This window comes from Ruminococcus sp. RTP21484sp1_RTP21281st1_A8_RTP21281_210402 (assembly GCF_040914025.1).
GTDB classification, from domain to species: domain Bacteria; phylum Bacillota; class Clostridia; order Lachnospirales; family Lachnospiraceae; genus Blautia_A; species Blautia_A faecis.
In genome coordinates, this window is record NZ_JBCPGE010000019.1 from 12,127 (window position 1) to 26,049 (window position 13,923).

Here is a 13,923-nt window from a genome sequence, read left to right on the forward strand (position 1 = left end):
GTTATTCACAAAGAAAACGGTAACGGGTGGCTATTCCTTTCCACACCGCTTTTTATTGTAATTTCCCACGGAATATGCTATTGTATAGTTTGAAAGTCTGTGTGCCGTGCGGATCGCGGGAATGATTTTTCAAACACGTTCCAGGCCGGCGGCATTGTTGAAGAAATGTAACGATTCAGAAAACACTGGACAGTTACACAGAAATATTAGAAAGAAGGTGAAGCTATGGTTGAATTAGACCAGTTCAAGAGCATTCTTGCAACATACACAGAACCATTAGTGGAAGTGAGGGATTCACTTTGACCTGGCTAACAAAGAAAAGCGGGTTGAAGAATTAGAGCGCGAAATGGAAGCGCCTGATTTCTGGGACAATGCAGAAATATCCCAGAAGAAAATGAAAGAATTAAAGGGTATGAAGGACGACATGGAAACCTATCAGAATCTGGTAACCCAGAAAGAAGATATGGAGACCCTGATCGAGATGAGCTATGAGGAAAATGATCCGTCCATGATCGAAGAAATCCAGGAAATGCTGGATGAGTTCCAGGCACAGTTTGACAGTATCCGCGTGAAGACACTTCTTTCAGGAGAGTATGACGGCGAGAATGCTATTATCAAACTGAACGCAGGAGCTGGTGGAACAGAAGCCTGCGACTGGTGCAGTATGCTGTATCGTATGTATACACGCTGGGCTGAACGCAAGGGCTTTTCAATTGAAGTTCTGGACTATCTGGACGGCGATGAAGCTGGTATCAAATCTGTTACGTTCCAGGTAAACGGAGAGAACGCATACGGACTTCTGAAGTCTGAGAAAGGTGTTCACCGTCTGGTACGTATTTCCCCGTTCAATGCGGCTGGAAAGCGCCAGACCTCTTTCGTATCCTGCGATGTAATGCCGGATATTGAGAAAGATCTGGACGTAGAGGTCAATGATGAGGACATCCGTATTGATACCTACCGAAGCAGTGGTGCCGGCGGACAGCATATCAACAAGACCTCATCCGCTATCCGTATCACTCATTTCCCAACAGGAATCGTGGTACAGTGTCAGAATGAGCGTTCCCAGCATATGAATAAAGATAAGGCTATGCAGATGCTGAAAGCGAAGTTATATCTTCTGAAACAGCAGGAAGCAGAAGCCAAGCTTTCCGGAATCCGAGGCGAAGTAACGGATATCGGCTGGGGCAACCAGATCCGTTCCTACGTTATGCAGCCATATACCATGGTCAAAGATCACCGTACCAATGAAGAAACCGGAAATGTAGATGCAGTTATGGATGGTGCCATTGATATCTTTATTAATGCATATCTGAAATGGATCGCACTTGCGAAGAGACCTGCAGAGCAGCAGTAAAAGCATGCTGCTGTTCACGAAGTAACGGTAACAGGGCAATGCCAGTTTCCGGATTATGTCTGGATACAGCGGCTGTAATGGCAGAGATTTGCAGGGCGCAGTGAAAGTGGAAGGAAATGCAGGATGCCAAAGACAACAGATAAGAATAAATATTTTGTAGTAAAAGAGCGGGCTGTGCCGGAAGTGCTTCTGAATGTAGTTGCAGCGAAGAAGCTTCTGGAATCAAAGCGGGCAGTTACAGTTCAGGAAGCTGCAGACGCTGTGGGAATCAGCCGAAGCTCTTTCTATAAATATAAAGATGATATTTTTCCCTTCCACGAGGAAGCCAAGGGAAAGACCATCACTTTTATTATACAGATGGATGATGAGCCGGGAATTTTATCCAATGTTCTTCGGGCTATTGCGGAAAATCATGGCAATATTCTGACTATACATCAGAGTATTCCCATCAGTGGTATTGCCACTCTTACCTTAAGTGTGCAGATCCTTCAGGGAGAAGGGGATGCAGAGGCAATGGTGGATGACATTGAACAGATGGGAGGAATCCATTATTTAAAAATTTTAGGCAGGGAGTAACGGACAGATGATAAATATTGCAGTGTTAGGATATGGCACAGTTGGAAGTGGTGTAGTAGAAGTCATCCGCACCAATCATGAATTGATTAACAAAAGAGCCGGGGAAGAGATTAAGATCAAATATGTACTGGATCTTCGTGAGTTCCCGGGAGATCCGGTAGAAGAGATTCTTGTTCATGATTTTGAGCAGATCGTAAATGATCCGGAAGTTAAAATTGTAGTAGAAGTAATGGGAGGAACCGGTGCTGCCTATACTTTTACAAAAAGAGCACTTGAAGCCGGCAAGAGTGTGTGCACCTCAAATAAAGCTCTGGTTGCCAAATACGGTCCTGAGCTTATGGAAATTGCAAAAGAGAAAAAGATCAACTTCCTTTTCGAGGCAAGCTGCGGCGGTGGAATCCCGATCATTCGTGCCATCAACGGTTCTCTTACCGCAGATGAGATCGATGAGGTCAGCGGAATTCTGAACGGAACTACCAACTATATGCTGGATAAGATGATCACAGAAGGTGCTGATTTCAATACTGTTCTGAAAGAGGCTCAGGAAAAAGGCTACGCAGAGGCTGATCCTACCGCTGACGTGGAAGGACAGGACGCATGCCGTAAGATTGCCATTCTTTCCTCTCTGGCATATGGAAAATTCCTGAATTTTGAAAATGTTTATACAGAAGGAATTACAAAGATCACACCAGAGGATATGGAATACGCAAGAGAAATGGGCAGAAGCATCAAGCTTCTTGGCACAAGCAAGAAATTGGGAGACGATTCCTTCTACGCACTTGTAGCACCTTTCCTTGTTGGACAGGATAATCCTCTTTATGGCGTAAAAGGTGTGTTCAACAGTATTTTTGTACATGGAAATATGCTTGGCGATGCCATGTTCTATGGAAGCGGAGCTGGCAAGCTTCCTACTGCCAGTGCAGTTGCAGCAGACGTTGTGGAGGCTGCAAAGCATCTTCATGACACCATTCCGAATAACTGGAGCAATGAAGAGATGACCCTGATGGAGCCGGATTCTGTAGAAGGCCGTTTCTTTGTCCGTGTGAAGGATACTTCCCTGGATGAGGTGGATAAGGCTTTTGGTAAGGTTGAGGCTGTGATCGAGCCGGATTCCCTTCCGGAAGAATTTGGTTTTATTACCAGACTTATGACACAGGGCGAGTACAAAGCGCGTGTGAAAGCGCTTGGAGAGAATGTTCTGGGCATGATCCGCGTGAAAGACTGATAACATGAAACCGCAGTTATTCAGGTAATGGGCAGCTGCGTGAAACTGTCTGTATGCGCAGATAAAAAATAAAACTGACAGCGTGAAAGGAAAAACTATGCTGATAGTTAAGAAATTCGGCGGTACTTCCGTTGGGGACAAACAGAGAATGTATAATGTTGCCAACCGTTGTATCGAGGAATATAAAAAAGGAAATGACGTGGTGGTGGTTTTGTCCGCCATGGGAAAATATACAGATGAGCTGATCCGTATGGCTCATGATATGGACGACAAGCCTCCGAAGCGTGAGATGGATATGCTCCTTACCATCGGTGAGCAGATGTCCGTATCTCTGATGGCCATGGTAATGCACAAGCTGGGCGTTCCGGCGGTTTCCCTGAATGCTTTTCAGGTGACCATGCATACCACAAGCAGCCATCAGAATGCAAGATTGAAAAGAATTGACACAGAGCGTATCCGCCGTGAGCTGGATGCCCGCAGGATTGTCATCGTTACCGGATTCCAGGGAGTGGATAAGTATGATGATTATACCACCCTGGGACGAGGCGGTTCTGATACCACTGCCGTGGCACTGGCAGCAGCGCTTCATGCAGACGCCTGCGAGATTTATACAGATGTGGACGGCGTTTATACAGCCGACCCACGTAAGGTTCCAAATGCCAGAAAGCTGAAAGAGATCACATACGATGAGATGCTGGATCTGGCAACATCAGGAGCGGGTGTACTTCACAACCGTTCTGTGGAAATGGCGAAGAAATACGGAGTGCCCCTTGTGGTCCGCTCCAGCCTGAATAACAGTGAAGGAACGGTAGTTAAGGAGGTAGTTAGCGTGGAAAGAATGCTGATCAGCGGTGTTGCGCTGGATACAGACGCTGTGAGGATCGCAGTACTGGGACTTCGTGATGTGCCTGGTGTTGCATTTAAGGTATTTGATACCCTTGCAAAGAAAAATATTAATGTAGATGTTATCCTGCAGTCTATCGGACGTGCAGGAACAAAGGACATTTCTTTTACCGTAAATAAGGATGATCTGGATGATGCAGTTGCCACTCTGGAGGAGAGCCAGGAGCGCCTTGGCTTCAAGGAGCTTCACTCTGAGCGCAATATCGCCAAGCTTTCCATTGTTGGCTCCGGTATGCTCAGCAATCCTGGCGTGGCTGCCAAGATGTTTGAGAGCCTTTACAATGAAGGCGTAAACATTAATATGATCTCCACATCTGAAATCCGTATTACCGTCCTTATCAACGAAAAAGACGGAATCCGGGCTATGAATGCAGTACACGATGCTTTCGGCCTTGCCGACTGATCAAATATACATTCTAAGGAGGAATTTCTGTATGAAAAGAAAAGTATTGGGAGTGCTTTTTACAGCAATGTGCCTGTGTGCGGTTCCGTCCGCGGCTTATGCAGAGGCACAGGAAGCCGAAACTACAGAGGCAGCAGGAGAGGCTGCTGATGAGCCTGAGGCTGGTGCAGAAACGGTTACAGAGCTGTCCGACAGCCTGTACGATTTTCAGGTGAAGATCGGGGATAAGGTTTACCAGTTCCCTATGTATTACCAGGATTTTGCAGCAGACTGGACACTTGGCAAGAACGAGGACCCGGAGATGGGCGTTGGAACCAATTCCTATGGTTCCATCAGTTTTTACAAAGGGGACGACCGCGTTTCCGTAGATGTGATCAATCTTGGAATCAACCAGCTGCCATTAAACCAGTGTCTGGTAGCAGGAATTGATATTGATGCAAGCTATGATTTTGATGTGGCGGCTACTCCTGTAGAACTGCCTGGCGGAATCGTAATGGGAAAATCCAATTTTGATGATATCAAAGCTGCTTATGGTGATCCAAGCGATACTTACGAGGGAGACCTGTATACCAAGTATTCCTACTCGAAAGATTATTACGAGGAAGTTCATTTCTATGTATATAAGGATGACAATACTCTGAAGCAGGTAGATATGCGTAACTTCGTAGAGCCAGAAGGATATGACAAGGGAAGTGTAAGCGAGGAAGTTCCAGAAATCGTATCTTCCTATACCGCTCCTACTGAGCTGGGAGATGATCTGCTGGCTCCACAGTTGGAATTCTGCGGAGATCTTTATTCCCTTCCGGCTCCGGTGTCTGCATTCCTTGAGAATGGCTGGGAGCTTCAGGATGTGGAAGATGGCGCTTATGTGGCTGGCCGGGATCTGGAATTTGTAGACATGATGAAGAATAACCAGAGTGTGCATTTCAGTGTTTACAATTTTACCCAGGATGCAACTGCCATCGAGAACTGTTTTGTACGGGAGCTTGAGGTAGGCAATTACGACAGTGATGCTCTTACCCTTACTCTTTCCGGTGGATTTACCCTGGGTGCGAAGAAGGCGGACCTGATCGCAGCTGCAGAGGAAAAAGGCTATGCGTGTGATGAGGACGGAGATTACCTGAATATTTATAAGACTGCAGATACCAAGATTGACAACCGGGCACAGTTCTGGTTTAACAAGGATGAGGATCCGGATACAGTGGCAAGTGTTGCGTACAGAAATGAAATTCTTCCAGAATAAGGGAGAACCCGATCTGGAGGTTTTGCAAAATTAGTAACAGGAGGGAAATATGAGCGACTATGTGATCAGCTGCTGTTCCACAGCAGACCTTACGAAAGAACATTTTGAGAAAAGAAATATTTCCTATATCTGCTTTCATTATGAACTAAATGGAAAAGAATATGCAGATGATCTGGGACAGTCTATGCCATTTGACCAATTTTATAAGGCCATGCAGGATGGTGCATCCACCAAGACTTCCCAGGTAAATGCAGATGAATTCGAAGAATATTTCGAAGGATTTCTGAAAGAGGGAAAAGATGTGCTCCATGTCTGCCTGTCTTCAGGAATTTCTGGCGTTATCAATTCAGCTAACGTTGCAAAAGCGGATCTGGAGGAAAAATATCCGGGGCGTAAGATCCTGGTGGTGGATTCTCTGGGAGCATCCTCCGGATATGGGCTTTTTATGGATAAACTTGCAGACCTTCGGGATGAGGGCAGACCCATTGAGGAGGTTCATGCCTGGGCGGAGGAACACAAGCTGAACCTGCATCACTGGTTTTTTTCCACAGATCTTACGTTTTATATCAGAGGAGGCCGTATTTCCAAGGCCAGCGGCTTTTTCGGCACGATGCTGAATATCTGCCCGCTGCTGAATATGGATGATCAGGGAAAACTGATCCCAAGATTTAAGATCCGTACCAAGAAAAAGGTGATCCGGGCTGTTGTAGACAAAATGGAAGAGTACGCTGAGGGCGGACTTGACTATAGTGGGAAATGTTATATTTCCCAGTCCGCATGTATAGAGGATGCCAGGGAAGTGGCAAGGCTGGTGGAAGAGCGTTTCCCGAAATTAAATGGGAAGGTTGAGATCAATAACATCGGAACTACCATCGGAAGCCATACAGGTCCTGGTACGGTAGCGCTGTTTTTCTGGGGAAACAAGAGAACGGCGTAATTAAAAAATTACAGATGTCAGATGGAAGAATGCTATATTGGGAACAACTGGCATGGCTTAATGGAGCAAAAAGTGAAAACAGCGAAATGGTGCTGCAATATATCTGGCCGGGATGCATCAGAATCCCGGCCTGCTGTTTCACTGCAAAGGAGAATGATGATTATGAAAAAAAGAAGTACGAAGGAAATCAAACTGCAGGCAAAAAAGGCATTGCAGGGACATGTTGGAACTGTGATCCTTGGGCTTCTGGCAGTGTATGGTCTGAATACTTTAGGAACAATCCTTTCTACCAATTTATTTTCTGGCACATCCGCGCTGGATCTGGTTCTCAGTGAAGTATTTATGCTGGTGGTGTCACTGATCGTGGGGATCATTTCCGCTGGTCTGGGGTATATGCTTTTGAATATTTCCAGGGGAAAGGAGTTTTCTCTGGGAGATCTGGGCTACTTTTTCAAAAACCAGCCAGACAGGGTGATCGTTGCAGGCTTTGTGCTGGCGCTGATCCAGCTGGTCACAGCAATCCCTTACTATTATGTGAGCTTTACCACAGATCCGGGACTGACTGTGGATTCCCAGATCCAGTGGCTTTCCATGACTCTGGGACTGCTGGCTGTAAGCACTTTGCTGAATTTTCTTATTTCCCTTCCATTTGCCATGACCTACTTTCTCATGGCGGATGACACAGAGCTTGGAGGAATCCAGGCACTGAAAGAGAGCGCAAGGCTGATGAAGGGAAATATCTGGAGATATGTGAAGCTGAATCTCAGCTTTATCCCGCTTTTGTTATTATCTGTGTTCACGTTCTATATTGCACTTTTCTGGATCATGCCTTATATGGAAATGTCCATGGTGGCATTTTATCGGGATCTGGATGGGGAACTGGACTACAGACTGCCAGGAGATGGAACTGCTGACGGCGGCTTTCATAACTGGACCAATGATTCTGGAAACGGATATGATACAGAAAATAATGACGGTTACAGAAATTAGAAATACAAGCAACAAGAGGAGATTGAAAAAATGGATATTTTACAGGTAATCACCCAGGAACTTGGGGTGCAGAAATGGCAGGTAGAAGCTGCTGTTAAATTGATCGATGAGGGAAACACCATCCCTTTTATTTCACGATATAGAAAAGAAGCTACTGGAACCTTAAATGATGAGCAGCTTCGTAACCTGAACGAGAGACTGACTTATCTTCGAAATCTGGAAGACAAGAAGAATCAGGTTCTTTCCAGCATTGAGGACCAGGGAAAACTGACAGAAGAGCTGAAAGCACAGATCCTGGCAGCACAGACACTGGTAGTGGTAGAGGATCTTTATCGTCCGTACCGTCCGAAGAGACGTACCAGGGCAACAATTGCCAAGGAAAAAGGTCTGGAGCCGCTGGCAAATATTATTATGCTTCAGATGACAGGCAAGTCCATCGAGGAAGAAGCAGAAGCCTTTGTTTCCGAGGAAAAAGAGGTTGCTTCTGTGGCAGATGCCATTGCTGGTGCAAAGGACATTATTGCAGAGCATATTTCCGATGAGGCAGATTATCGAATCCACATCCGTGATCTTACTGCAAAAAAAGGAACCATCAGTTCTACGGCAAAAGATCCGGAGGCACAGTCTGTATACGAGATGTATTATGAGTTTGAGGAGCCGGTGAAGAAGCTGGCTGGACATCGTGTGCTGGCGCTGAACCGTGGTGAGAAAGAGAAATTCCTTACTATCAAGGTAGCTGCACCAGAAGAAGATATTCTTCGTTACCTTGAGAAGCAGGTGATCACCCGCGACAATCCATTTACTACACCGATTCTGAAAGAAGTGACAGAGGACAGTTACAAGCGTCTGATTGCTCCTGCAATCGAGCGCGAGATCAGAAGTGATCTGACCGAGAAGGCAGAGGACGGAGCTATCAAAGTATTTGGAAAAAATCTGGAGCAGCTTCTCATGCAGCCTCCAATCGCCGGACAGACTGTCCTTGGATGGGACCCGGCCTTCCGTACAGGCTGTAAGCTGGCTGTTGTAGATCCTACTGGAAAAGTTCTGGATACCACAGTTGTTTATCCAACTGCCCCTACTAACGAGAAGAAGATTCGCGCTGCGAAGGATACAGTAGAAGCTATGATCAGGAAGTATGGCATTTCCCTGATTTCTGTTGGAAATGGTACTGCTTCCAGAGAGTCTGAGCAGGTTATTGTTGATATGCTGAAGGAGATTCCGGAAGCGAAGGTTCAGTATGTAATTACAAATGAGGCGGGTGCTTCTGTTTACTCTGCAAGTAAGCTTGCTACAGACGAATTCCCTAATTTTGATGTAGGACAGAGAAGTGCCACATCCATTGCAAGACGTGTGCAGGATCCGTTGGCTGAGCTGGTTAAGATCGATCCGAAATCCATTGGTGTAGGGCAGTATCAGCATGATATGAACCAGAAGAAGCTTGGCGAGGCTCTGACAGGTGTGGTTGAGGATTCTGTAAATAAAGTAGGTGTGGATTTAAATACTGCTTCGGCTTCCCTTCTTGAGTATATTTCCGGTGTTTCCAAGGCTATTGCGAAGAACATTGTAGTTTACCGTGAGGAGAATGGCCGTTTCACAAGCCGAAAAGATCTTCTGAAGGTTGCGAAGCTTGGTCCGAAAGCATTCGAGCAATGTGCTGGTTTCATGCGTATTACAGGCGGCTCCAATCCTCTCGACGCGACAAGCGTTCACCCGGAGAGCTATGAGGCGGCTTCCAGGCTTCTTGAGAAACTGGGATATTCCGCTGAGGATATTGCAGGAGGCAAGCTTGCCGGACTTTCCAGACAGATCAGGGATTACAAGAAAATTGCAGATGAACTGGAAATTGGAGAGATTACTCTTCGGGATATTGTAAAAGAGCTGGAGAAACCGGCACGAGATCCGCGTGATGAGATGCCGAAGCCGATTCTCCGCACAGACGTACTGGATATTAAGGATCTGAAAGAGGGTATGATCTTGAAAGGAACTGTCCGCAACGTAATCGATTTCGGAGCTTTCGTTGATATCGGAGTTCATCAGGACGGACTTGTTCATATTTCCCAGATGAGTGAAAAATTTATCAAACATCCGTTGGAAGCTGTAAGCGTCGGAGATGTTGTGGAGGTTCGTGTTCTCGGTGTGGATGAGAAGAAGAACCGGATCAGCCTTTCTATGAAAGGGTTGAATAAATAAAGAGAAGAGGGAAAGCATTATTTCTCTTCTTTTGACATTGCCTTGCAGAAAGCCTTTTTCAAACACGCTTTATAGCGTGTTTGGCAGAGGAATTAGAGAGTTGGATTAAAATGTTAGAAAATATGCTTGTTGTGTATCTGGTTTTAGTTAATATCGCAGCCTTCGGAATGTACGGCATGGACAAGCAGAAAGCCATCAGAAAACAGTGGCGCATCCCAGAGGCTCAGCTTCTTGCGGTGGCTGCCATTGGCGGTTCCGCTGGGGCTCTTCTTGGAATGCAGTTTTTCCACCATAAAACCAGAAAGTGGAAATTTCGCCTGGGTGTGCCGTTAATTCTGGCAGCGCAGTTGATACTGTGGAGAGTCTTGCAGTAGACGGTGGATAATTTGCTTCCAAAATGAATTTCCGGTGGAAAACAGGCCAGATTGCCCTGTTTTAAATGGGTATTAGTTCCTGCCGCTTTTGCGATTTTGAGCGGAGTGGACGAAATTGTTTTTGGATAACAAGGGACAAAGTTGTTTGTGGGAAAGGACTGAAAAAAGGAGATGGGAATTTGGAAGGACAGGTTATAGAGAATGCAGTTCAGGAGACTGTCCAGGAAACAGTGGATAAAGTAAACTCCAACTGGGATCAGATCAAGGCTTACTTTAACGGTCATATTCCGGATTTGATCAGCTTCGGAATGAAAGTGGTTCTTTCTATTGTAGCGTTTTATGTGGGAACAAAGCTGATCAAGTGGCTGCTGAAGGTTGCGAAGCGTTCCATGGAAAAGGCCGGTATAGACATGGGGGTTGCCCAGTTCATCTGTTCTTTTGGGAAATTTTTGCTGTATCTGATTCTGATTTTTAATATAGCTACTAATTTCGGTGTGAAGGAATCTTCAGTAGCAGCTCTTTTGGGAACTGCCGGCGTTACCATCGGTCTTGCTTTGCAGGGCGGTCTGGAGAATCTGTCTGGCGGTGTTATGCTGCTTTTGTTTAAGCCCTTTCAGGTAGGTGATTATATTATACAGGATCAGGCTGGTGGGACGGAGGGAACCGTATATAAGGTTGAGATGTTCTATACGACCCTGATCACCATTGACAATAAGCACGTAATCATTCCAAATGGAAAATTATCCAACAGTACCATTATCAATGTAACTGCGCAGAATTTGCGTAACCTGGAAATCAAAGTGGGAATTTCCTATGATTCCGATATTAAGAAAGCAAAAAAGCTTTTGCAGCACATTTTACAGGAAGATCCCGGAACCAAATCGGACAAAGACATGCTGGTCTTTGTAGACGAACTTGCTGACAGCGCCGTAGTCATGGGCCTTCGCGTCTGGGTGCCCACCGATAAATACTGGAAGATCAAATGGCGCCTCAATGAGAAAATCAAAGAATCTTTTGATGCCAACGGAATTTCCATTCCGTATCCACAGATGGATGTACATGTTGTGGAGACAAATAAAGACAAATGATAATAGATATATAATAGAAAATATGAAATAGATGTACAAATAGATTTCCTATTGAAATTATCTTATTTCTATTGTATAATCCACCATGAAAAGAAAATTTCTTCGGGGCAGGGTGATCGAAATCTTTGGAAATCGAAATTCCCTACCGGCGGTATAGTCCGCGACCCGCTTTGGCGGCTGATTTGGTGAAATTCCAAAACCGACAGTAAAGTCTGGATGAGAGAAGAACGCGCAGAATATTTAGATCGGTTGATTTTTTTGTACGTGCTCATTGCCCCGGAAGAGATTCCGGGGCTTTTTATGTGGTGATTTTAACGTTACTGTTTACTGGTAACATTTTAATCCCATACTTGCAGAAATTTTCTTTAAATATTATAATTTAAGGAGCAATGAGTATGAGCGAACAAGTAATCAAAAATGGAAACGTAATGGAGCGAAGCCGCACCAGAACCATTGCCCAGGTAGCAATGTTAGGTGCTGTGGCAGGTGTGTTGATGAATTTTGAGGTACCGCTGCCATTTCTGGCACCGTCCTTTTATCAGTTGGATTTCTCTGAGATTCCAGCACTGATCGGTTCTTTTGCAATGGGACCTGTAGCAGGTATACTGATTGAACTGGTGAAAATTCTGGTACATCTGGTAACCAAGGGAACTATGACAGCAGGCGTTGGTGATGTGGCAAACTTCCTCTTTGGCTGTTCTTATGTAGTTCCAGCCGGACTGATTTATCGTTATCAGCATAAGAAGACAAGAACACACGCAGTGGCAGGTATGGCAGCAGGTGTAATTCTTACCACAGTGCTTGCATGCTTTGTAAACGCATTTGTACTTCTTCCGGCATACGGCAAGGCATTTGGAATGCCGGTACAGGCATTTATTGAAATGGGTGCAGCAGTACACAGCGGTGTAACCAACCTTCTTACTTTTGCAATTATGATTCTTGTACCATTCAATTTATTCAAATACACATTAACCTCAGTGATCGTGTTTTTTATTTATAAAAGAATCCGTGTGATTCTTCGCGGTGACTGATTTTCTGTTCCTTGGTGAGATCTAGAGCCTGTTTGAAAAATCATTCCCGCAATCTGCACGCCCCACTTTGCGGTATATTTTGCCCGAATTCGGTTGCCGTAGCCCGCTACGGCGCCCTTATCCGGACAAAATCTCCCACAAATTGTGACGCACATCTTGCAGAAAGCCTTTTTCAAACACGCTCTAGCGAGACCTCTGACCAGAACAGCAAGAACTGACGAAAAGAGGTTCCTATGGGAAAAATCAACAGCATTACCAAACAGACAGATAATCGTTATGTAAACCTTTATAATGTAAAAGCCACCAGTGTGCACAATACCCCGGTAAACTATTTTGTGTCTTCCCGTGCAAAAGATGTAGACAGCCTGAAAATGGTGACACATAAGAACAATCCGGACGGTGTGATCATTTATAGCATTTATGGCGAAAAACATGACAAAGTGGTGTTGATTCGCCAGTATCGTTATACATTAGGCGATTATATTTATGAATTTCCAGCTGGTCTGGTAGAGCCAGATGAGAATTACCATGAAGGCGCAATTCGTGAAATGTACGAGGAAACCGGACTGAAGCTTGATCCTATTCCGGTAGCAGAAGCTTACCAGAAGCCCTATTTCACTACTGTAGGAATGACAGACGAGTCTTGTGCGACTGTATATGGATATGCCAGCGGCGAAATCAGTTCCAAGGCACAGGAAGATACGGAAGAAATTGAAGTGATTCTGGCGGACCGCGAGGAAGTGAAGCGGATTCTGAAGGAAGAGAATGTAGCAATCATGACGGCATATATGCTGATGCATTTTCTGGAAGATAAGGAACCATTTGGATTTTTGAATAAGATCAGATAATAATAAAAACCCCCGGAAATCCGGGGATTTTTATTATGTAACAGGAAATTCCGTTGGAATTTTCAAGCCCTGCCGGGCAGGATTTTTTTATTCATAGTATTCAACATCCTGATCGGAGGTATCCTCCGTATAGTCTCCTCCGTTATCGGAACCAGAACCATCTCCATTATCAATATAATCCCAGTTCTCATCGTTATCTTGTCCGGGATCTTCGGAGGTATCTTCTGTATAATCCGGAATATCAGATGAGTCACTTCCTGAGCCATCTCCAGAATCCTCAGTAGGATAAGTGATCTGGTCGCTTCCTGAAGAATCGCCGTCCGAAGAATCATAGCTGTTGTCGTAGGAGCTATCTTCCCGGCTGTAGTCATAAGTCTCGTCATAATTACTGTCCTGACTGTAAATTGGAAATTCTTCCTGCTGTGCAGCTTCCGCTTCAGCAGCTGTTTCAGGAGCCTCTGTTAATGTGGTCTTGGCAGTTGGCACTCTGCTTTCTTTGGGAACGACTACGGAAATTCCCACCATAGCCACACTGAGCAGAATTGCAGTGGATGCAATGTGGAACTCATCTCTGTATTTCATAAGCTTTACACCTCGTAAGTATCTTTCATTAATGATTCAATGTTCTATGCTGAACGGAATCATAATATTTCTTTTAACGATATCCAACAGATATTCTCATTATAACATATCTTCAGATGATTTTGTAAAAATAGTATCGTTTTTTACAATACATATCCATTCCCATAAACTATAATACG

General features: G+C 44.9%; 15 protein-coding genes and 1 riboswitch. Of the genes, 13 read left to right on the top strand and 2 right to left on the bottom strand.

Going from position 1 to position 13,923, the window contains the following annotated elements; translation table 11 throughout:
* Positions 1-225: 225 nt before the first annotated feature.
* From prfB to AB5170_RS10710, 11 genes are all read left to right on the top strand, one after another.
* A protein-coding gene (gene prfB, locus AB5170_RS10660; protein WP_118580361.1) for a peptide chain release factor 2 occupies positions 226-1,354 on the top strand; the annotation gives its coding sequence in 2 pieces (ribosomal slippage) (positions 226-300 and positions 302-1,354; 1,128 coding nt in all).
* A gap of 123 nt (positions 1,355-1,477) precedes the next feature.
* Positions 1,478-1,930, top strand: coding sequence for an ACT domain-containing protein (locus AB5170_RS10665; protein ID WP_177290069.1), 453 nt, complete (start codon positions 1,478-1,480; stop codon positions 1,928-1,930).
* A gap of 7 nt (positions 1,931-1,937) precedes the next feature.
* Entirely contained in the window at positions 1,938-3,155 is a 1,218-nt protein-coding gene (locus AB5170_RS10670; protein ID WP_173735267.1) for a homoserine dehydrogenase, read from the top strand.
* A 97-nt stretch (positions 3,156-3,252) separates the two neighbouring features.
* A complete protein-coding gene (locus tag AB5170_RS10675) occupies positions 3,253-4,461 on the top strand; it encodes an aspartate kinase (RefSeq protein ID WP_118580501.1) in 1,209 nt (402 codons plus the stop codon).
* 31 nt (positions 4,462-4,492) lie between these two features.
* Complete coding sequence (locus AB5170_RS10680) at positions 4,493-5,704, top strand: hypothetical protein (protein WP_148461033.1); 1,212 nt, start codon at positions 4,493-4,495, stop codon at positions 5,702-5,704.
* Positions 5,705-5,753: 49 nt separating this feature from the next.
* Positions 5,754-6,641 carry a DegV family protein gene (locus AB5170_RS10685; protein WP_148461034.1) on the top strand — a complete coding sequence of 296 codons (888 nt, stop codon included), beginning with the start codon at positions 5,754-5,756 and terminating at the stop codon, positions 6,639-6,641.
* A gap of 162 nt (positions 6,642-6,803) precedes the next feature.
* Entirely contained in the window at positions 6,804-7,631 is an 828-nt protein-coding gene (locus tag AB5170_RS10690; RefSeq protein ID WP_173716544.1) for a DUF975 family protein, read from the top strand.
* A 30-nt stretch (positions 7,632-7,661) separates the two neighbouring features.
* Positions 7,662-9,821 (top strand): Tex family protein, encoded by a 2,160-nt coding sequence (locus tag AB5170_RS10695; RefSeq protein ID WP_368361366.1) that lies wholly within the window; start codon positions 7,662-7,664, stop codon positions 9,819-9,821.
* Between the two features lie 110 nt (positions 9,822-9,931).
* Positions 9,932-10,195 (top strand): DUF1294 domain-containing protein, encoded by a 264-nt coding sequence (locus tag AB5170_RS10700; protein WP_173716542.1) that lies wholly within the window; start codon positions 9,932-9,934, stop codon positions 10,193-10,195.
* A 179-nt stretch (positions 10,196-10,374) separates the two neighbouring features.
* Entirely contained in the window at positions 10,375-11,283 is a 909-nt protein-coding gene (locus AB5170_RS10705; protein ID WP_368361367.1) for a mechanosensitive ion channel family protein, read from the top strand.
* A 94-nt stretch (positions 11,284-11,377) separates the two neighbouring features.
* A riboswitch (FMN riboswitch) is annotated at positions 11,378-11,515 on the top strand.
* Between the two features lie 163 nt (positions 11,516-11,678).
* Positions 11,679-12,314: an ECF transporter S component gene (locus tag AB5170_RS10710; protein ID WP_118580386.1), complete on the top strand. Its 636-nt coding sequence runs from the start codon at positions 11,679-11,681 to the stop codon at positions 12,312-12,314.
* Here AB5170_RS10710 and AB5170_RS10715 read toward each other — a convergent pair.
* Positions 12,278-12,457, bottom strand: coding sequence for a DUF6783 domain-containing protein (locus tag AB5170_RS10715; RefSeq protein ID WP_319017188.1), 180 nt, complete (start codon positions 12,455-12,457; stop codon positions 12,278-12,280). The two genes, AB5170_RS10710 and AB5170_RS10715, sit on opposite strands and share 37 nt — an antisense overlap.
* On the opposite strand from AB5170_RS10715, the gene AB5170_RS10720 reads away from it, so the two are divergent.
* Entirely contained in the window at positions 12,389-12,532 is a 144-nt protein-coding gene (locus tag AB5170_RS10720) for a DUF6783 domain-containing protein (protein ID WP_334298021.1), read from the top strand. The genes AB5170_RS10715 and AB5170_RS10720 overlap by 69 nt on opposite strands.
* 15 nt (positions 12,533-12,547) lie before the next feature.
* Positions 12,548-13,162 (top strand): NUDIX hydrolase, encoded by a 615-nt coding sequence (locus tag AB5170_RS10725; RefSeq protein ID WP_118580392.1) that lies wholly within the window; start codon positions 12,548-12,550, stop codon positions 13,160-13,162.
* Between the two features lie 87 nt (positions 13,163-13,249).
* Here AB5170_RS10725 and AB5170_RS10730 read toward each other — a convergent pair whose 3' ends face one another.
* Positions 13,250-13,744 (bottom strand): hypothetical protein, encoded by a 495-nt coding sequence (locus AB5170_RS10730; protein ID WP_368361368.1) that lies wholly within the window; start codon positions 13,742-13,744, stop codon positions 13,250-13,252.
* Positions 13,745-13,923 lie beyond the last annotated feature (179 nt).